Origin of the sequence: Acinetobacter sp. WCHA39 (assembly GCF_002165385.1) — a bacterium.
Classification (GTDB): Bacteria; Pseudomonadota; Gammaproteobacteria; order Pseudomonadales; family Moraxellaceae; genus Acinetobacter.
In genome coordinates this window covers 77,638-96,237 of the sequence record NZ_NHRP01000003.1, presented here as the reverse complement: position 1 = coordinate 96,237, position 18,600 = coordinate 77,638, and the positions used below count along the sequence as shown (strand labels likewise).

Annotated in this window: 19 protein-coding genes; 5 read left to right on the top strand and 14 right to left on the bottom strand. The window is 38.3% G+C overall.

Features of this window, described 5'->3' with window-relative positions; genetic code table 11:
• Positions 1-71 precede the first annotated feature (71 nt).
• The 4 genes from cxpE (at position 72) to CDG56_RS02375 (ending at position 6,446) form a co-directional block, all read left to right on the top strand.
• Positions 72-1,265, top strand: coding sequence for a chloramphenicol efflux transporter CxpE (gene cxpE, locus CDG56_RS02390; RefSeq protein ID WP_005161270.1), 1,194 nt, complete (start codon positions 72-74; stop codon positions 1,263-1,265).
• A 20-nt stretch (positions 1,266-1,285) separates the two neighbouring features.
• Complete coding sequence (hda, locus tag CDG56_RS02385) at positions 1,286-1,981, top strand: DnaA regulatory inactivator Hda (protein WP_087536399.1); 696 nt, start codon at positions 1,286-1,288, stop codon at positions 1,979-1,981.
• 115 nt (positions 1,982-2,096) lie between these two features.
• Complete coding sequence (gene rbtA / locus CDG56_RS02380) at positions 2,097-3,944, top strand: rhombotarget A (RefSeq protein ID WP_087546828.1); 1,848 nt, start codon at positions 2,097-2,099, stop codon at positions 3,942-3,944.
• 18 nt (positions 3,945-3,962) lie between these two features.
• Complete coding sequence (locus CDG56_RS02375) at positions 3,963-6,446, top strand: hypothetical protein (RefSeq protein WP_087546827.1); 2,484 nt, start codon at positions 3,963-3,965, stop codon at positions 6,444-6,446.
• Between the two features lie 96 nt (positions 6,447-6,542).
• Here the strand turns inward: CDG56_RS02375 and CDG56_RS02370 are convergent, their stop codons facing one another.
• The 5 genes from CDG56_RS02370 to CDG56_RS02345 form a co-directional block, all read right to left on the bottom strand.
• Entirely contained in the window at positions 6,543-6,932 is a 390-nt protein-coding gene (locus tag CDG56_RS02370; RefSeq protein WP_087546826.1) for a DUF3106 domain-containing protein, read from the bottom strand.
• The gene (locus CDG56_RS02365) at positions 6,922-7,245 is read right to left on the bottom strand and encodes a hypothetical protein (protein WP_087546825.1); all 324 of its coding nucleotides are present in this window, start codon (positions 7,243-7,245) and stop codon (positions 6,922-6,924) included. Before CDG56_RS02365 ends, CDG56_RS02370 begins: the two co-directional genes overlap by 11 nt.
• Positions 7,238-7,849: an RNA polymerase sigma factor gene (locus CDG56_RS02360; protein ID WP_087546824.1), complete on the bottom strand. Its 612-nt coding sequence runs from the start codon at positions 7,847-7,849 to the stop codon at positions 7,238-7,240. Before CDG56_RS02360 ends, CDG56_RS02365 begins: the two co-directional genes overlap by 8 nt.
• 156 nt (positions 7,850-8,005) lie before the next feature.
• Complete coding sequence (locus CDG56_RS02350) at positions 8,006-8,782, bottom strand: TrmH family RNA methyltransferase (RefSeq protein WP_005161260.1); 777 nt, start codon at positions 8,780-8,782, stop codon at positions 8,006-8,008.
• Positions 8,783-8,841: 59 nt separating this feature from the next.
• The gene (locus CDG56_RS02345; protein WP_005161257.1) at positions 8,842-9,813 is read right to left on the bottom strand and encodes a class 1 fructose-bisphosphatase; all 972 of its coding nucleotides are present in this window, start codon (positions 9,811-9,813) and stop codon (positions 8,842-8,844) included.
• 177 nt (positions 9,814-9,990) lie between these two features.
• Here CDG56_RS02345 and CDG56_RS02340 point away from each other — a divergent pair, with 177 nt between their 5' ends.
• Positions 9,991-10,176: an NF038105 family protein gene (locus CDG56_RS02340; protein ID WP_005161254.1), complete on the top strand. Its 186-nt coding sequence runs from the start codon at positions 9,991-9,993 to the stop codon at positions 10,174-10,176.
• Positions 10,177-10,226: 50 nt separating this feature from the next.
• On the opposite strand, the gene pal is transcribed toward CDG56_RS02340, so the two are convergent.
• The 9 genes from pal to CDG56_RS02295 all read right to left on the bottom strand — a co-directional run bounded on the left by pal (position 10,227) and on the right by CDG56_RS02295 (position 18,462).
• Positions 10,227-10,796 (bottom strand): peptidoglycan-associated lipoprotein Pal, encoded by a 570-nt coding sequence (pal, locus tag CDG56_RS02335; protein WP_087536406.1) that lies wholly within the window; start codon positions 10,794-10,796, stop codon positions 10,227-10,229.
• 22 nt (positions 10,797-10,818) lie between these two features.
• Complete coding sequence (gene tolB, locus CDG56_RS02330) at positions 10,819-12,102, bottom strand: Tol-Pal system beta propeller repeat protein TolB (protein ID WP_087536445.1); 1,284 nt, start codon at positions 12,100-12,102, stop codon at positions 10,819-10,821.
• Between the two features lie 100 nt (positions 12,103-12,202).
• Positions 12,203-13,687 carry a cell envelope integrity protein TolA gene (gene tolA, locus CDG56_RS02325; protein WP_087546823.1) on the bottom strand — a complete coding sequence of 495 codons (1,485 nt, stop codon included), beginning with the start codon at positions 13,685-13,687 and terminating at the stop codon, positions 12,203-12,205.
• Between the two features lie 3 nt (positions 13,688-13,690).
• On the bottom strand, positions 13,691-14,143 hold the full coding sequence (tolR, locus tag CDG56_RS02320; RefSeq protein ID WP_087536408.1) for a protein TolR: 453 nt from the start codon (positions 14,141-14,143) through the stop codon (positions 13,691-13,693).
• Positions 14,143-14,841 (bottom strand): protein TolQ, encoded by a 699-nt coding sequence (gene tolQ, locus CDG56_RS02315; protein ID WP_087546822.1) that lies wholly within the window; start codon positions 14,839-14,841, stop codon positions 14,143-14,145. The genes tolR and tolQ overlap by 1 nt, the downstream gene beginning before the upstream one ends.
• A gap of 26 nt (positions 14,842-14,867) precedes the next feature.
• Positions 14,868-15,275: a tol-pal system-associated acyl-CoA thioesterase gene (ybgC, locus tag CDG56_RS02310; protein WP_004661168.1), complete on the bottom strand. Its 408-nt coding sequence runs from the start codon at positions 15,273-15,275 to the stop codon at positions 14,868-14,870.
• Positions 15,276-15,448: 173 nt separating this feature from the next.
• Positions 15,449-16,444: a Holliday junction branch migration DNA helicase RuvB gene (ruvB, locus tag CDG56_RS02305; RefSeq protein ID WP_087546821.1), complete on the bottom strand. Its 996-nt coding sequence runs from the start codon at positions 16,442-16,444 to the stop codon at positions 15,449-15,451.
• Positions 16,445-16,462: 18 nt separating this feature from the next.
• On the bottom strand, positions 16,463-17,065 hold the full coding sequence (gene ruvA / locus CDG56_RS02300) for a Holliday junction branch migration protein RuvA (protein ID WP_087546820.1): 603 nt from the start codon (positions 17,063-17,065) through the stop codon (positions 16,463-16,465).
• Positions 17,066-17,121: 56 nt separating this feature from the next.
• Complete coding sequence (locus tag CDG56_RS02295) at positions 17,122-18,462, bottom strand: deoxyguanosinetriphosphate triphosphohydrolase (RefSeq protein WP_087546819.1); 1,341 nt, start codon at positions 18,460-18,462, stop codon at positions 17,122-17,124.
• Between the last annotated feature and the right edge of the window lie 138 nt (positions 18,463-18,600).

Genomic DNA, 18,600 nt, shown 5'->3' with positions numbered 1-18,600 from the left:
GCTCGAAAATGCTATCTTTAATTAAATTTTTTTCCCATTTATAACGATTACACGAAAAAAGGCTAGATTTTATGCAAGATCAGGTACTACGTCGTATCTTTATCCTCGCAGGACTCGCATTACTACTTTGGGTGTTGTATCTATTAAAACCAGTTGTATTACCATTTGTTGGCGCTTTTTTTATTGCCTATCTCTTTAGTCCCCTTGTAGATGTCCTTGTAAAAATTAAATTACCTCGTTGGTTGGCGATCAGTCTCGTCTTTGTTGGGATTGGCGTAACCTTAACAGTTGTTTTATGGTTCCTTGTCCCATTGGTTTGGAAGCAATTAATCTATGCGCGAGATAGTATTCCAGCAGGTATACATTGGGTAAATGCGACATTTCTACCTTGGGTATCCCATACTTTTAATGTTGTTCCAATGGAGTTGGATACAGAACAGATTTCTAAAGCAATTATGGAATACATTCAAACGAATTACAGTGCAGATAGTATTCAAGCCATGGCTTTACGTTTAGCACAATCTGGTTTGAATTTTATTCAATTAGGTGGCGTATTTATTTTGATTCCTATCATTTCATTCTATTTCTTACTTGATTGGGAAAGAATGTTGCAAAGTATGCGTCGTTTAATACCTCGTCCATATGAAGAATCAACTTTAGTCATTGTTCGTGAATGTCATAGTGTGCTTGGAGCGTTTGTTAAAGGTCAGTTCCTCGTAATGCTGCTATTAGGAATAGTGTATGCCGTTGGCCTGCAAATCATTGGTTTAGAAGTGGGTTTAATTATTGGAATGATTGCTGGTTTGGCCAGTATTATCCCTTATCTAGGCTTTGGTGTTGGTATTATCGCAGCCGTGATTGCTTCATTATTCCAGTTTGGTCTTGATTGGATGCAGTTACTTTTAGTGGGTATTGTATTTATGATTGGGCAAATGGTAGAAGGATATATTTTGCAGCCTTTCTTACTTGGTGACAAAATTGGTCTATCTCCTGTTGCTGTTGTATTTGCGGTACTAGCTGGTGCTCAACTGGGTGGTTTTTTAGGGATGCTGATTGCTTTGCCTGTAGCGGCTGTTATCGTCGTGTTACTTAAACACGCAAGAGATAATTACGAAAAAAGTCGATTTTACGGATCTCCAATTGAGGTCAGTATTCAACATGGTGAAATTCAACGTATAAATGTGGATGCTGGTGATGTAGAACTTGATATTGAGATTAAAAACTCTCAAGATAGTGAAACTTCACATTCAAATGATCTAAAGTAATTGAGGAACAAATTAACGATATGCGTCAACTACAACTCGATATAGAACCACAGCTCGATGCGCGAATTAGCGATTTTTCGGGGCCAGGGTGGGGTCATGTAGTTGATGCGATACGACAGTTACATACTGGACTGGTAAATCGCTTTTATGTTTATGGCGGTGCTGGTACTGGTAAAAGCCATTTACTCTCTGCAATTTGTGATTCATATTTAGAATTGGGTCGTCGTGCAATAAAAGTCTCATTATTAGAATTATTAGATGCACCAATTGAAGCGATTACTTCATTAGAGTTTTATGATTTAGTGGCATTAGATGATATTGATGCAATTAGTGGTGTACCTCATTGGCAAAAAGCTGTTTTTCATTTAATGAATAATCATGATGGACAACTGGTCTTTTCATCTCGTGTAGCACCGATAGAATTAAAATTAGAATTACCTGACTTACAGTCGAGACTGACTCAAGCGGTCAGTGTCAAAGTGCCAAATGGAAGCTCATATACAGATCGACAGGCTTTATTACACTCTGTTATGACGAGGCGAGGAATTCATTTTGACCAACAAATTATTGATTATTTGTTGAGTAATGGGCCACATCAAGCTTCCATTCTATTACAGACACTTGCCCAACTTGAAAAGATGTTGAAAGGTGAGAAAACAAAGCTCTCAAATACAACGATTAAGCAAATTTTTGCTCTGATTGATGAATATCACTAATCGCATAAAATTTCTTGAGTAATTTTGACAGCTATGACAAAGTACGCACAAAGGAATGTGGTTGCAAATTTGTAGTTTGCAATACTAAGAAAAATGAAAATAGAAGGAGAACGGTATGCTCAAACGGACGCTTGCCTGCGCTTTATTTGCGATTACTGGACATGTATATTCTGCGGATATTCAAGTTACAACATTAGTTGATGAAGACAAAGATGATACCGTTTGTTCATTACGTGAAGCTGTAACATTCTTAAATAATCGTACCCAAAAAGAATTTGAAAATGGTTATCATGGTTGCGGTAATAAAGATGCTTCATCGATTATTATCCTAGATCGTGATAAAGAGTATACTTTGAGTAAAGCACTTGAAGTTAAAGCTGCAATGACAATTAAAACTGCTGCTAGTACAAGCTTTAATGACACAAAGAAAGGTTTAAATAACGCTACTATTAAAATGATAGGCGCAGAAAGCCTATTTATTGTTGATGATAATGATGTTGAAAAAGATCCATTAATTGTTAACTTTAATGAATTAAATTTAAAAGGATCATCCCAAAAAGTAGTTGAAGGTGGTTTGATTTCAAATCGAGAAATATTAACAATTCAATACTCTAGATTGATGGATGGTAATGCAAGTTTAGGCGGTGCTATTTACAATAAAGGTTTACTATCTGACAAGAAAACTGCAGGTGTTGTTAGTGTAAGTAATAGTATTTTTGAAGGTAATAAAGCTGATCAGGGGGCGGTCATTTATAGTGAGGTTCCTCGTTATATTATTACTCAATCAGTGATAAAGAATAATGAAGTAAAAGCAAATGGAAGTATTTTATATGTACAAAATGCTTATAGTGATACTGCGATTTCGAACGCCTTAACATTAACAGCATTTGGAATCAGAAATTCTACCATTTTTAATAATAAGGGAGGCTATGTAGCAAATATTCGAGGGGGAATGGTCATCAATAATATTACGATGATTTATAATGATGCTGGACTATATTTGCAAGCTCCGAAATGGATTTCAACCCCTGCTACTGACACAAAACCCGCTGAATTAGAGAATGGTGCGTTTATTTCAAATAGTATCATAGCTAAAAATAATAAAAACTGTGTTGCAGATAGTAATGATTCTTCAGTTATTCAAAGTAATTTGACAGAGGTGGATTGCAATCGTAATGCACCCGCTGGACTGCCAAATTTTCTATTAAACACTGATTTGATCGCAGGTGGAAAAGTGGAGGGGGATTGTGATTTACCTCAGGACAAAGGATTATTATGTCCTTATACGACTCCCAAAGATCAAATGTTAGGTTTTTTTCAACCAAGATTATTAACTTCTTATAATTCATTGTCTGACTCTCTAATCATTAATAAGGGGAGGATTTTTAGCGATGGAACAAACAAGGGGGCTATTAGTTGTGAAACTTCTGATCAACGAGGTAAAGTGCGCAGTGTTTATAGTGAACTATGTGATCTAGGTGCGATTGAGTTGGTAGTAAATCGTAATGATGTAGAAATTGCTGGGCAAGATATTCTATATGGTCAAATCGCAAAGTTTAGTATTGCGAATAGTTTATTGGATGGTGAATTAGTTGATCCTGAGGCGTGTAAAATAATATTTAAGAGTGATACAGATGCTAACGGATTACCATGGCAATCAGGTTGTCTTAATATTGAACAGACTGAAACAAAGTCAAAAGGTAAATTAACAATAGATTCAAAAGGGAATATTGTCTATGTGCCAAATGGTAATTGGCATGGTGCAGATAAATTTAATATCCGTGTAATCACTACAATCACTAGGCTTAATGACCCTTCAAATTACTATATTGATATTCCTACGACAATTGTCCAAGATCCGCCAAATAATTTTCAAAATAAAACTGTAAATGTTGGCAGCATGGATTTTGGATGGATTTTAATGGTGTTTGGTTTAATTGGATTGAGACGTTTTAAATCATAATCAAGGATGATAAATGAGATGAAAAATTATAAGAAAACCTTATTAACGTTAATGGTTGTTTCAGCTATGCCATTGTTAGCTGCAACAAATAGTGCAACAGCACCAATTAAAGTGACTACCTTTAATGATGAAAATAAAGAAGATTCTCTTTGTTCAATCAGAGAAGCTTTAGAGGTTGCAAAAACGCGTGTATCTGCACATGGTTGTGTTGTTGCGGATATTTATTCTAATACTCAAGATATCCAATTAGAAGCGGGTGAATATACATTAAAAAGTGAATTAACACCTGACTCAGAAGTGAGAATATGGGGAGCAGCTCCAGCTAATTGGAATGAAAAAAATGTTCTAATTAATGATGTTGCGAATCAATATCCTGCACAAGTTGAAATTAAGACGACTATCAAAGCAGAGAATTCTCGAATTTTTAATACAACTGCTGGTAAGAACCCTTTAACTTTAACGAATTTAATACTTGCGAATGGTGTTGCGCCTAATCAGGGAAATGGTGGTGCAATTTATGCTGGTGCAAATATTACCTTGCAAAGTATTAAGGTATTAAACTCTAAAGCAACTACTGGTGCAGGTGGGGCAATTTATCTAGCTGGACTAGCTGCTTCGGCTACAATTTCTAAAAGTTTATTTGAAGGTAATGACGCTACAATTGGTAGTGTAATTGCAATGGCTTGTAAGAATGATAATCTATATTCGCAAAGAAATATAAGTTTTACAGCAAGTAGTCTGATAAAAAATGGATCGGATACTTCATTAAGTATGATGGAGTTCTGTGGCTTGCCTGCAGTGATGTTGGAGGCAAATACAATTGCTAAAAATACAGCTAATTCGACTCACGGCAACTTAATAAAATTTTCTGGTGATACAAAAGCTGGATCGGAAGATCAAAACAATTCAACAATATTAAGTAGCGGTAGTGCATTAGCACTAACAAGTAACACTATTGTAGAAAATAAAGCATATACAACTTTTCTATATGATAAGATTGGTATAAAGACTTTGCTTTTTAATATAATTGCTTATAATTCAGGAGCATATTCTTGTCGTTATTTGTTGGGTGATGCTTCAAAAGAAGAGAATGTGGGAATTGGTGCTATCTATAATGCATTTTCATTATTAAATAATGGCAAATGTGATTTACCCGCAGAGCTAAATAAAGCTAATACAACAAACATTGATTTAACCAATGTTCCTATGGATACTGTATTAAGTTCAATGGCCCCAGCATCTCAATATACTGCTTTTTTACCAATGTATTATCCAAAAAGAATAACACAAGCAGGAGCCGATAAGCAGGATTTAGTGAATGTAAGTGGTGAAGGTACAACTGGTTGTAGTGAATATGATCAACGTGGATTAGCTAGATTCGCTGATAGAGCATTATTTTATCAACCTGACGCAAAAAATACTTGTGATATTGGTTCGGTAGAGTTGATGCGGCTAACAGCTGGTGATATTAATAGCATTACTAATGGATCATTAAGTCAATTAATAAGTGATTATAAGACTCAAAATGATTATTTTGATAATCTAGTTAAGAATCCGAATGATCCAGAATATCTTACTTACTATAAATATCGCTTGGAGCAATATAAAAAATTAGTTGAATATTACGATAAAAAAGAAAATTTGAAATATCGAGCTATTTATATTGATTTGCAATCATTTAAACTTCCATTACCACATGAGGTTGCTTTATCTGATGAAAGTCACCGATTAGATTTTTTTAGTCCGGAATTGTATGATATTGAGGTAGAAACAATAGGCGTCGGTAGTACTATTGAGGGGAAACTAAATTTTCGCAAAGACGAAAATTTAGTTTGTAGTTGGGTCCCTGAAATTCAACAAATTATTGTATATAGAAAAGATGATGCAATTACACAGGATGGCGAGCAAGCTTTATGTAGTTACACCATCAAATATAAAACTGATCATACAATTCAGACGAAAGGCTTAATTAAAGCCTCATTTACAAATCAAGCACCTGAAGCTAAAGATACATCTGTGACATTAAAGTATCAGCAAAAAGAAATCGCAAAATTGAATCTTTTAGAACTAGCTAACGATGCAGGTGATACAGGCCCAGGTGGTAAAGGTCCTGAAACAAAACCTAATAAGTCAGACTTTTGGATAAATGAAGATGGGTTAGAATTACCGATAAGATTATCGAACGTCCCAACAAAAAATCTAATAGTTACTGCTGATCGTAAAGGTAAATGTCCTCCGCCTGATCAAAAAGAAACGTGTTATGGTGGAAATATTTATATTCAAGAAGTAAATACTTTTAATCCATTTAATTATTCGTTTAATTATCAAGTTTATGATAATGATGAAACACCAAAACTTTCAAATTTAGCAACTGTAAACGTAATTAGTACAGCAACTACCTCGGATGATACTCGACCTGCGAAAAGCGGCGGAGGAAGTATGGGTATCTTCTCTGCATTAGGTTTGTTGGGTTTACTAGCATATCGTCGTTATAAAAAGTAAGAGTGAATAAAAAGAGCGCTTTTAAAGCGCTCTTTTTTATATGTTCAAATTATAAATTAAATGTATACCACTAAAGAGAAATTCATATAAAAACAATTAGTGTTCAGAATATTTGCTTAAATATTCTTCACGGATGTTCACTTTATCTTCGGCACTGGCATTTTGCATACGTTTACGCAAAGTGTTCCGTTCGTGAGTTCCCAGTTTTTGCCAAACATTACGCATTTTTTGTTTTTCATCTTCTGGAAGCTGAGTAAACCATTCCATTCTTTGTTGAAGCTGAGAGCCCTGATCAGTTGGGATTTCTTTTAAACTTTGATAACGTTGAATAAGAACACGTTGTTCTTCTGGAGATAAATCATCCCAAGCTTCTTCTGTAGTTGGTTTATTTGATTTTGAGAACACCCAAAAACGCTCAGAACCAGCAAAACTTGTTTGAAGTAAGCTGAGTGCACACACAACAATTGCTATTTTCTTAGCTGCCATGTGGAACTTTATCCTCACCAAGTACCATCAACATTTCCATATCTTCAACCATTTGTGGTGAAAGTTTTGGATTTACAACGACCTGACTTTGTGGCTTATCGTTCAGTTGTAGAGAGTTTGGTAATACAACGATACCAGTAAGAGCTGCTGCTAAAGCAAAGCCTCCCATTTTCCAGAGGCTGTAATAAGAGGTTGGTTTCTTTTGAACAGTATCTAGAACATGGTTCATCACTAACATTTTTTTGTGATGTTGCTCTTTTGCTAGTTGATCGAGTTTGGAAGTCACTGATTTAGTGAACTCATCTTTATTCATTTGATGACCCTCCCGTATGTGGATTTAAATGCTCTAAAGCAATTCTAAGCCCTTGGATTGCACGATGATAATGGGTTTTTACACTACCTTCACTGCAATTCATAATTTGAGCGGTGGTTGCCGTATCAAAACCTTCCCAAGCTCTTAACATAAATGCTTGCTGTTGACGTACTGGTAATTGGTTGATGGCAGCCTGAATTTCATCCATTGTGACTTCTTGGTTCAGAAATTCAAATGGATTGGGGGTAGATTCATCTACGACATCAATAATTTCATCATCATCGTCTAAGCTAATTTTTTTGAATAATGAGAAAGGAGTTGCTCGACGCGCTTCTTTGCGCCTCCAATCCTGTAATTTGTTATTTAAAATGGTATAAAACAATGGATACCATTCTTCAATACTTTTATCTGAATACGATTTATGCAATGAAATAAAGGCTTCTTGTACCAAATCCATTGCAATGCCTTGTTGTCCCTGAGTTGCACTTTCCATCATCACAAGTGCACGACCTGTAACGTCTTGCATAAAAAAACGCAGACGTTGTTCAACAGTACTACAATCAGTACCATTTTCAGTTCGAGCCTGTTTCGGTGCTAAATCCATAGAGATGGAAAATCCTGTCATGGATACCCACCATTATTTCAATTCATTAATCATATAACGTTGAAAATGGTGGATGCGTTGACAACTTAAGCAATTATTTTATGAGTGTAATGGATTTTTTCATTAAAAAATCGTATTTAAAATAATTTAACGTTTTTATTGGCGTTGGCGAACCATTTCAAAAAAGCAAATTGATCCAGCGATGGCAACATTTAAAGATTCTTGCCCGCCCGGTTGAGGAATAGTAACAGCCTGAGCATGTTCTAGGGCATAGTCACTTGCACCTTGTCCCTCATTACCTAAAATCCAAACACATGCTTGCTTTAAATCTTTGCTATACAAGCTAGTTGAACGATGTGAACTCGTTACAAACACAGGAATTTGAAACTTTGGAAGAATGTCGGTTAACTGAAAATTCTCAAAACAATGTACGCTAAAATGGGCACCCATTCCTGCGCGTAATACACGTGGGGACCAAAGAGAAGCTGAACCTTGCGTACAAATTACTTGCTTAATGTTGGCTGCGGCAGCCGAACGCAATAGCGTACCAACATTTCCAGGGTCTTGCACATTTTCTAAGATTAAGGTATCAGCTTTAAAATCAATTGTTAATGATGTTTTAGGGAGATCGACAATTGCTAAACAAGGCAGAGTTGTACCTAAAGTACTTAAATCTTTATACAGTACTTCACTAATGACAAAAATATGTCCCTGGTGTAATTCAATCACCTTTTGTAATTCAGGATGATCGAGAGCTTGTTCAGTCGTAAATAATGAAAAGATTTTTTTATGTTGTTGTAGCCATGCTAAACACAGATGAGTACCTTCTAGAACAGTTTGCTGATGTTTCTTTCGAGCACTATTGAGTTCGATCAGCCCACGCAAATGTTTGATTTTTGCATTGTCTTTTGATTCTAGAAAAATAACAGCCATAATATAAAGATCCAAAAGGACATTATAAGATGATCATAATGCCCTGAATATAAAAGTAATTAGTGGTAGCTTGTTACGCGTTCCACTTCATTTTTAGAGCCAATTATAACAGGAACACGTTGGTGTAATTCTGTTGGTTGAATATCCATAATGCGAACACGTCCTGTCGTAGAGGCACCACCAGCTTGTTCAATTAACATGCTCATTGGATTTGCTTCATACATTAAACGCAAACGACCTGCTTTTTTAGGATCTTTGAGATCATAAGGGTAGAGGAAGATGCCGCCACGACATAAGATACGGTGAATATCACCGACCATACATGCAACCCAACGCATATTGAAATCTTTTTCACGGACTGATGTTTTACCCGCTAAAAGTTCGTCAATATAGCGTTTCACTGGATTTTCCCAATGACGTTGATTTGATGAATTGATAGCGAATTCTTGTGTATCTACTGAAACTTGTACTTGATCCGTAGTAAGTAGGAAGGTTTGAGTGGTTGGATCGAAAGTAAAGAATACAACACCTGCACCTACGGTAAGCGCTAACATGGTCGAAGGACCATAAAGCACATAACCAGCCGCCACTTGCTCAGTACCCGCTTGCATAAAATCTGCAGATTGAGTGACTGCATTTTTAGCGGGAAGAATAGAGAAAATTGTACCGACACACATGTTGATGTCGATGTTGCTTGAACCATCGAGTGGATCGAATAACACTAAATATTTGCCATTTTCTTGGGCAGGTGTGAAATCATCCAATTCTTCAGAAGCTAATCCACCTACTTGCGGATGCGCTTTTAATGCATCAATAAGATAGTCGTTAGAAATGACATCTAATTTCTTTTGAGTTTCACCTTGTACATTTTCGTTGCCAGCACTGCCTAAAATACCAGCTAAAGCACCTTTTTGTAGTGCTTGGTCAATGGTTTGGCATGTTGCCGCGATTGTTTCAATGACTTGTGCCAATTCTGGTGTCAAATTCCCTTTTTGTTGTTCTAAATATTGGGATAATGTAAGGTTTGACATATTGAATTGCTCCGATTTAGCCGCATCAAAAATTGATAAAAAGAATGTCGCTATTCTAGATGAGATCGCTCGAAAAATAAAAATTATCTTACTTTATTTATGTTGCTTTTGTGATTACAAGCATTCTATTACATGCTATGTTGATTGCATACTAGACAGGAAGTTTGGAGAGGAACGATGTCAACCAAAAATTTTGAAGCTACCCCTACGCCAAGTGAATCGATTAGCTTAGATACGATTTCGAAAGAAAGTGTGAAAGATGCTTGGAAAGAGTATGAAGCGAAGCCTGAGTACAAAGAATTTAATAAGCACGATATGATTGAGTCGATGCAACCTCAGTCGAAGCAAAAATCTTCATCTTAATCAAAATAAAAATGCTCACATTGTGAGCATTTTTATTGCAAATCCGAACATTATTTTAATAATGGTGGCACTGCTTCATAATTAATTTCTACGCGACGATTTTCTTTCCACGCTGCTTCGTCATGACCTGGGTTTACAGGTGCTTCTTTACCGTAGCTCACGGCTTCTAACTGCTGTGGGTTGACACCATTGGTAATCAAGAAACTTTCGACCGCTTTTGCACGACGCTCACCTAAAGCCATATTGTATTCACGCGTACCACGTTCATCCGTGTGACCTGTCAATGCCACCCGAGAATTAGCATTTGCAACAAGGAACTGTGCATGTGCTTGAAGTGTTTGATAGTCATCATTTGATAGATCGCTGCTATCGTAATCAAAGTGAACAACACGTTTCGCTAAAAATGCTTTGTTCGCAGCAGTTACCCCTTTTGATGAAGCGCCAGCCAAGTTCTGTGCATTCAATGCAGCATCTTCACTTAGTCCGTCAGTGCTTACCGTGGTTGATGTATTAGGTGCTGTATTGCCTGCTGTGATTTCAGCAGCAGGTTTACGACTCGCACAACCCGTGAAAGCAATCGTCGCAGCTAAGAGTGGAAGTGTTAGGTATTTAATATTCATGTGATTCTCCAATCAATCAAATTTATTTTGGTGCCCAAGCGGGTTCACGGACTTCACCTTGTTCGCTTGGTAAATTCATACGGAATCGACCATCTGTAGACATAATAGAGAGTAAGCCGCGGTTACCCTCACGTGTTGCATAAACAACCATCTGCCCATTCGGAGAGAAACTTGGTGACTCATCCAGACTGGTTGGTGTCAATATATTAGTGATCCCTGTATTAATATCTTGTAATGCGACTTTGTAATTACTGCCACTTGGTCGATGAACTAAAGCAATTTTTTTACCGTCAGCACTTAACGTGCCGCGTGCATTAAATGCACCTTTGAAGGTAAGGCGTTTAACTGAACTATCATCAAAACTGTAGCGATAAATTTGAGGAGAACCGCCACGATCTGAGGTGAAAATAAATGATTTTCCATCAGGTGCATAACGTGCTTCGGTATCAATTGCTGAGTCATTGGTCATACGCTGTAGTTGGCGCGTATTTAAATTCATCTGATAAATTTCAGGATTACCATGCATAGATGCTGTGAACAACATAGATTGCCCATCGGGCGAGAAGCTTGGTGCACCATTTAAGCCTTTGAAGCTCGCTAAAACCTCACGTTGACCCGTTGCTAAATCCTGAATGTAAATTGCAGGACGTTTAGTTTCGAAAGAGACATAAGCAATCTTTTTAGCGTCAGGTGTCCATGTTGGAGAAAGGATTGGATCTCGTGATGACAGTACCGTTTTAGGTTGTTCGCCATCCGTATCAGCAATTTGTAATGTATAGCGTTGAGCAGGGGTTTGTGGATTGCGTAATACATAGGCAATACGACCGCTGAAATCACCCGCAATACCAGTTAGTGCTTGGTATATCGCATCACTGATCATATGCCCAGCTTGACGAACACGAGAGCTTGGTACAGTCAGCACTTCATTTAATAAATATTGTTGTTTTTGTACATCATAGAGTTGGTAATGGATTTCAAATGTATTCGCATCGATGGTTTTAATTTGACCAACCACCACATATGGCACACCAGCATTTTGCCAATCACCAGCTTGGATTTGGTTGATGCTTGCAGTTGCAGGTAAGTTTTGAGATGCGCTTGTGAATCGACCTGAACGATTTAAATCATTTTCAATGATTGGATAAATCGCACTGTCATTTGTAAAAGGGATAATTGCAATTTTTGGCGCTTGTTCGGGTGCTTTTGCAATTTCAAGGTGAAGTTGTGCAAAAGTTGCTGTTGGAACAATTGCGCTAATAGCAGTCAAAACTGCTAAGGAGATGAGATGTGTACGAGTCTTGTCCATAGTTACAATTACTTATGTTCGTATTTTTGTGGCTGTTGATTATTTAACATAGTTACATGCTTTGTGCTATGACAGGCATGTAACTATTCACGATAAATTACTATTTTGCTGTGAAACTTGAAGTAAAGCTTCTCGCCTCACGACGGGCATCAGAATCTTCTGGCATTGGATAAGGTGCGGCGGCACGAACTGCTGCTTCTACACTGGCTTTTACATCTGGATCACTAGAATTTACAATCACAGATAAAACAGCACCACTATCACTAAGTGTTACACGGGCTGTTGCTTTTTGTCCTGTTGAACCAGAAGGGACATTCCAAGCTCTTTCAATTTTATTTGTGAAATCACGTTTGGCAGTCGAAGCAATTCTTTTCGAATCTGCCTTTTTCTGAGCTGCCTCTTGCTCTGCCTTTTTAGCAGCAGCGGCTTTTGCATCTGCTTCGGCTCTTTCGGCATCTGCTTTATCTTTTGCAGCTTTATCAGCAGCGGCTTTGTCTTTTGCAGCTTTATCAGCAGCGGCTTTGTCTTTTGCAGCTTTATCAGCGGCAGCTTTGTCTTTTGATGCTTTGTCAGCAGCGGCTTTGTCTTTCGCAGCTTTATCGGCAGCGGCTTTGTCTTTTGCAGCTTTATCAGCAGCGGCCTTGTCTTTCGCAGCTTTATCGGCAGCGGCTTTGTCTTTTACAGCTTTATCAGCAGCGGCCTTGTCTTTCGCAGCTTTATCGGCAGCGGCTTTGTCTTTAGCTGCTTTATCAGCAGCGGCCTTGTCTTTAGCAGCTTTATCAGCAGCGGCTTTGTCTTTAGCAGCTTTATCAGCAGCGGCTTTGTCTTTAGCAGCTTTATCAGCAGCGGCTTTGTCTTTAGCAGCTTTATTGTCTTTAGCAGCTTTATCAGCAGCGGCTTTGTCTTTAGCAGCTTTATCAGCAGCGGCTTTGTCTTTAGCAGCTTTATCAGCAGTAGCTTTGTCTTTTGCAGCTTTATCAGCAGCGGCTTTGTCTTTAGCAGCTTTATCAGCAGCGGCTTTGTCTTTAGCAGCTTTATCAGCAGCGGCTTTGTCTTTTACAGCTTTATCAGCAGCGGCTTTGTCTTTTACAGCTTTATCAGCGGCAGCTTTGTCTTTTGCAGCTTTATCAGCGGCAGCTTTGTCTTTTGCAGCTTTATCAGCAGTAGCTTGTTCTGTTTGACGTTTTACTTCTTCATCTGCACGTTGTTTTGCGGCAATTTTGCTTTGTTCTTCTGCTTGTTTTGCTTGGGCTGCTTCTTTTGCTTTTTGTTTTGCATCAGCGAGTTGCTGTGCAGTAGGCGTTGGTGGAGTGACAGGAACATTTTCAGGTTGAGTATTATCTACAACAGGGCTTAATATTTCTTCCGCTTGATTTTCAGCAGTCGTTTCCTGTTCTACAGGTTTTGCCATCGGTGGTGGTAAATCTTCTGGCTTGATGAGAACAGTCGTCAGTTTTTTCGGTTGCTCAGGCGGTTTACTTAGACCTAAGAAAAGCAAGCCAACAATCGCAATTGCATGTACCCCAAGGGTAAAACCTAGCGCAATTGCATTTTGTTTAAAAGGTGGCTCTTGAAATTTTTTCATAACTTACTTTAATGGCTCTGTCAGTAAACCAACTTGAGTTAAACCGGTTTCTTGTAAACTAGCCATGAGTGATACAACCTCACCATAGGGGCGAGATTTATCACCATTCACTAATACGGTGAGTTGTTTATTTTCTTGTTCCGCTTGCTTTTGAGCATCACTCAAAATAGCTTCAAGCTGCTCAAGTGAAAGAGGTTCACTATCTTTATGATCTTGGTATTGCAAATAAATATTGCCATCTTTGCCAATCGTTACCATTGCAGGCATGTCTTTCGATTCGATAGGATTATTATTCGCTTGGGGCAAATCAACTTTGATGCCGCTGGTAATCATAGGTGCAGTGACCATAAAAATGACTAAAAGTACCAACATAACGTCAATATAGGGTACAACGTTCATATCACTTTTCAGTGGTTTTTTAATGCGTTCAAAACGCCCAGATCGTTGAATTGCCATTATGCATCTTCCTGTGTCGATCCAATCGCTTGACGCTGTAAAAGAGCGACCATTTCTTCTGCGAATAACGCACGATCTGAGTAAATAGATTCACCTTTCGCTGTGAAGTGGTTAAAAGCCAGCACAGCAGGAATTGCTGCAAATAAACCGATTGCCGTTGCAATAAGTGCTTCAGCAATACCCGGTGCTACGGTTGCCAAAGTAACTTGATCAACGGCAGCAAGGCCAATAAAGGCATTCATAATGCCCCAAACCGTACCGAATAAGCCGATATAAGGCGCAACAGAACCAATACTTGCAAGCGCTCCTAAACCTTGTTCTAAACCGCCTTGATCACGACTTAGACCGACACGAAGAATACGTTCAGTACCTTCAATGGTTTGATTGGCATCTGCTTTGCGTTTTTGTAGTTTAAAAAACTCACCTAAACCTTGATAAAAAATATCTTCTAGGCCACTACGTTTCGAGTTTAACTGAGCATTATTGTAGAGCGTGTTTAATTCGGCACCTGACCAGAACATTTTTTGAAAATGCTCATCATCTTGAGCTGCTTTTTTAAAACCCATATGTAATTTGGCAATTAAATACCAGCTGAAAATTGACGCTAGTAATAAGATCAACATGACCAATTGCACGACTGGGCTGGCTTGTAAAATCAGGTCAGAAATATGTAGAGAAGATTCTAAATTAGTTGCCATAAGTCACTGTGCCGAAAAGTTTATTTTTAGTCCTGTGCTAATTCTTTTTGAATCAGATCACGTATTTCTTCAGGAAGTCTACGTGGCATGAGTTCTTTGTTTAAACATGCCAACGTAACCTCACCTGAAGCCAGCAAGATTTCACCACGATAAATATTTTGTTGCAACACAAAAGATGCGGCTTTACACGAAATAACACGTGCTGTAACGGTAATTAAGTCATCCATTAATATTGGACGTACATATTTCACCTGAATTTGATGTACAACGAAGTTGTAGTCTTGTTGATGCCAGTAATGATCGACGCCCGCTGCACGTAGCCATTCAGTACGTGTACGTTCCATAAAACGAATGTGATTGGCATGGTAAACGATACCGCCTGCATCTGTATCTTCGATATATACACGAATATTAAATTCAAAATGATTAGCCATATCCTTAACCTATTTCTGCATACTGCGAGCAATTGAGGGAATGATATTGCGTCAATGATAGGATGGGAATAGTAATAAATAACATATTAGACTTCTTTCATAATTGTTTAGACCCTCTTTATTTTCTTCTATTAAGGAGAAAATAAAGGATTTATAAAAGAAACCTAATAATTTCATTCTGGCGGTGCCATACCAAACTGTAAATAAGCCATATTGGTTGCAATACGACCACGTGCAGTACGCATGACATAACCTTGTTGGATTAAATAAGGTTCGATTACATCTTCAAGTGTTCCGCTATCTTCAGCCATCGCGGCTGCTAAAGCTTCAACACCTGTTGGACGACCTTCAAAACGCTCAAGTAACATACTGAGATAACGACGGTCTAAAGTATCTAAACCATCTTTATCTACATTAAGCATGTCTAAAGCACGTTGTGCCATCTCTTGAGTCACTTCACCAGTGCCTTTCACTTGCGCATAATCTCGAACACGACGTAATAAACGATTGGCAATACGTGGCGTACCACGTGCACGTCTAGCGATTTCAGTTGAACCTTCTTTGGTAATCGGAACATCCATCAAGTTTGCCGAACGAGTGACAATATAGGTTAAGTCCTCAACAGAATAGAATTCTAAACGCTGAACAATCCCAAAGCGGTCACGTAAAGGTGAGGTGAGTAGCCCCGCACGCGTTGTTGCTGCGACTAATGTAAATGGTGGAAGATCTAATTTAATTGAACGAGCAGCAGGACCTTCACCAATCATGATATCCAGTTGATAGTCTTCCATTGCTGGATAAAGAATCTCTTCAATGACAGGGGATAGGCGATGGATTTCGTCAATAAAGAGAACGTCACCTTCTTCCAAATTGGTCAGCATCGCTGCTAAATCACCAGCACGTTCTAAAACTGGGCCAGAAGTCGATTTTAAATTACCGCCCATTTCACGGGCGATAATATTCGCCAATGTGGTTTTACCTAAACCCGGTGGACCAAAAATCAAGGTATGGTCGAGTGCTTCACCACGACCTCGTGCAGCACCAATAAAGATTTCCATTTGCTCACGTACCACTGGCTGACCAATATAGTCTTCAAGAGAGGTTGGGCGAATCGCACGATCAAAATGATCTTCTGGTTTTTCAGAACCACTGATTAAACGGTCTTGCATAATGAGTTCGGTCTATCTTTATTTATTCAATGATTTTAGTGCCGCACGAATGATATCACTGGCTTCAGTAAAATCTGCTTTAACGGCTTGAATCAGTTTTTGTGCTTCAAGTGGTTTATAGCCCAGAGATTGTAAAGCGGCTTCAGCTTCGGCAACAGCAGAGTTTCCAGTGAATTGTATCTGTGTGGATGTTGAGTTATTTGAAGCTGTAGAGTTTGAGAATGCTTTAAAACGATCACGCAGTTCGATCATCAAGCGTTCAGCTGTTTTCGTACCAACTCCCGGGACTTTGACCAGTGTTTTTACATCACCATGTTCGACTGTATGGATGAGCATGTCCACGCTCAAAGTCGAAAGAATACCGAGCGCCATTTTAGGACCGACACCATTGACCTTGAGTAAAGTACGAAAAATAATTTTCTCTTGTGCATCACTAAAACCATACAGTTGCTGTACATCTTCTCGAACCACCAAATGTGTCCATAAAGTGACTTTCTGTCCTTTTTGTAATTGGCAAAATGTCGAAAGTGGTGTGTCAATTTCATAGCCTACACCATTTACATTCAGCAATACGGTTGGGGCTTCTAAGGCAAACACTTCGCCAATTAAACATCCGATCATAAAACTTGTTTCACTGTTGTTTTGAAAATTCAAATTAAAAGATAAAGTTCTCTGTTTTAAAAGAACCCAACTTTATTGCCTTGCAACTCTTGCGCCAAGCTATAAGCCTGATGATCCGAGAACTTACTAATAATATCGAGAACTTGCATAATATTATTATAGTGGTTGTTTTGCAGATTTACGCCTGAATGTTGCAAAATCGACATCAAACGTTGCTCTTTAAAGCTTAAGGTCTTATGTGGCATGGTTAATGGAATAAATGCATCCAAAATCGTTTGTAGGCTTTGATGCGCGATTATTTCTAAACCTGATTTCTGAGGATGTTCAAAAATTCGATCTCTGGCAAGATTCTTAGCTGTTTGAATGCCTATTTCAATATCGGGTGAGCAATATTGTAAAAGACTGCCTTTAAGCTGACCCGTTAAAATTTCATAATGCTGTTTAGCAAAAGCAGTGGTGACTTCATCGACGAGACGCTTCATTACACGCCCACGTAAAGCTGCGATTTTTTGCTGCCATGTGGTATGGGGGAGGTGTAATTCTTCTGGTAGACCGAAATCCGCAATTAAATTGAGAAAGATTGGCTCAACTTCTTCATAACTGAGCATATTAAGTATGATGCCATCTTCTAAATCAATGAGTGCATAACACATATCATCTGCAGCTTCTAATAAATAGGTCAGTGGATGACGACAATAATGATAGTCACCGAGCTGAATAAGACCGAGTTGCTCTGCTAACTGTTTTAAAATTTCTTTTTCAGATTGATAGCAACCAAATTTTGCTCTTTGATGCGATGGCATATCACCTTGTTCTTCAATGGTTTTGGATAACCATGGATATTTTAAATATGCTCCCAAAGTGGCACAGGTCAAACGCATACCACCATCATCAGGATGATAATCAATACGACTAAGTAGACGAAGTCCTTGTGCATTGCCTTCAAACTGACGTACATCTGCTGCTTCTTCGGGTGTTAATTGGCTGAGAAAGTCACGATGCGAGGCATCATCAAACCATTCCCGAATCGCGTATTCTCCTGCATGTCCAAAGGGTGGATTCCCAATGTCATGTGCAAGGCAAGCTGCCTGAATAATTGCACCAACATCTGCTGGTGAAATCCACATGGGTAATTCATCTTTGATTTTTTCAGCAGCAAGCATGCCTAGCGAACGACCAATACAAGAAACCTCAAGCGAATGAGTCAGTCGAGTGTGAATACCATCGTGTTGAGTCAATGGGTGAACTTGAGTTTTTCTATTCAGTTGTCGAAAACTTTGGGAAAATATAATTCTGTCATAATCTTTATGGAAAGGGCTTCGAGCCAATTCTGTACTGCTTTTTTTACTACCCAATCGAATTGCAGAAAGCAATTCCAACCAACGCATTTGTTCCATTCATCATTATTCACTATGAGTTCAAGATCATCATGCCAAAAAAAAGATTAAAGCACTAGCGTAGGGCGACATAGTTTGTCTTATTGCTGTATTGTCCGATCAATAGAAATGTAAGTAGATTTGATGACGACAGCGAAA

What these genes read in the sequence shown, in the direction of transcription:
- cxpE (WP_005161270.1), top strand. Translation starts at nt 72, where the DNA reads ATGCAAGATCAGGTACTACGTCGTATCTTTATCCTCGCAGGACTCGCA.
- hda (WP_087536399.1), top strand. Translation starts at nt 1,286, where the DNA reads ATGCGTCAACTACAACTCGATATAGAACCACAGCTCGATGCGCGAATT.
- rbtA (WP_087546828.1), top strand. Translation starts at nt 2,097, where the DNA reads ATGCTCAAACGGACGCTTGCCTGCGCTTTATTTGCGATTACTGGACAT.
- CDG56_RS02375 (WP_087546827.1), top strand. Translation starts at nt 3,963, where the DNA reads ATGAAAAATTATAAGAAAACCTTATTAACGTTAATGGTTGTTTCAGCT.
- CDG56_RS02370 (WP_087546826.1), bottom strand. Translation starts at nt 6,932, where the DNA reads ATGGCAGCTAAGAAAATAGCAATTGTTGTGTGTGCACTCAGCTTACTT.
- CDG56_RS02365 (WP_087546825.1), bottom strand. Translation starts at nt 7,245, where the DNA reads ATGAATAAAGATGAGTTCACTAAATCAGTGACTTCCAAACTCGATCAA.
- CDG56_RS02360 (WP_087546824.1), bottom strand. Translation starts at nt 7,849, where the DNA reads ATGGATTTAGCACCGAAACAGGCTCGAACTGAAAATGGTACTGATTGT.
- CDG56_RS02350 (WP_005161260.1), bottom strand. Translation starts at nt 8,782, where the DNA reads ATGGCTGTTATTTTTCTAGAATCAAAAGACAATGCAAAAATCAAACAT.
- CDG56_RS02345 (WP_005161257.1), bottom strand. Translation starts at nt 9,813, where the DNA reads ATGTCAAACCTTACATTATCCCAATATTTAGAACAACAAAAAGGGAAT.
- CDG56_RS02340 (WP_005161254.1), top strand. Translation starts at nt 9,991, where the DNA reads ATGTCAACCAAAAATTTTGAAGCTACCCCTACGCCAAGTGAATCGATT.
- pal (WP_087536406.1), bottom strand. Translation starts at nt 10,796, where the DNA reads ATGAATATTAAATACCTAACACTTCCACTCTTAGCTGCGACGATTGCT.
- tolB (WP_087536445.1), bottom strand. Translation starts at nt 12,102, where the DNA reads ATGGACAAGACTCGTACACATCTCATCTCCTTAGCAGTTTTGACTGCT.
- tolA (WP_087546823.1), bottom strand. Translation starts at nt 13,687, where the DNA reads ATGAAAAAATTTCAAGAGCCACCTTTTAAACAAAATGCAATTGCGCTA.
- tolR (WP_087536408.1), bottom strand. Translation starts at nt 14,143, where the DNA reads ATGGCAATTCAACGATCTGGGCGTTTTGAACGCATTAAAAAACCACTG.
- tolQ (WP_087546822.1), bottom strand. Translation starts at nt 14,841, where the DNA reads ATGGCAACTAATTTAGAATCTTCTCTACATATTTCTGACCTGATTTTA.
- ybgC (WP_004661168.1), bottom strand. Translation starts at nt 15,275, where the DNA reads ATGGCTAATCATTTTGAATTTAATATTCGTGTATATATCGAAGATACA.
- ruvB (WP_087546821.1), bottom strand. Translation starts at nt 16,444, where the DNA reads ATGCAAGACCGTTTAATCAGTGGTTCTGAAAAACCAGAAGATCATTTT.
- ruvA (WP_087546820.1), bottom strand. Translation starts at nt 17,065, where the DNA reads ATGATCGGATGTTTAATTGGCGAAGTGTTTGCCTTAGAAGCCCCAACC.
- CDG56_RS02295 (WP_087546819.1), bottom strand. Translation starts at nt 18,462, where the DNA reads ATGGAACAAATGCGTTGGTTGGAATTGCTTTCTGCAATTCGATTGGGT.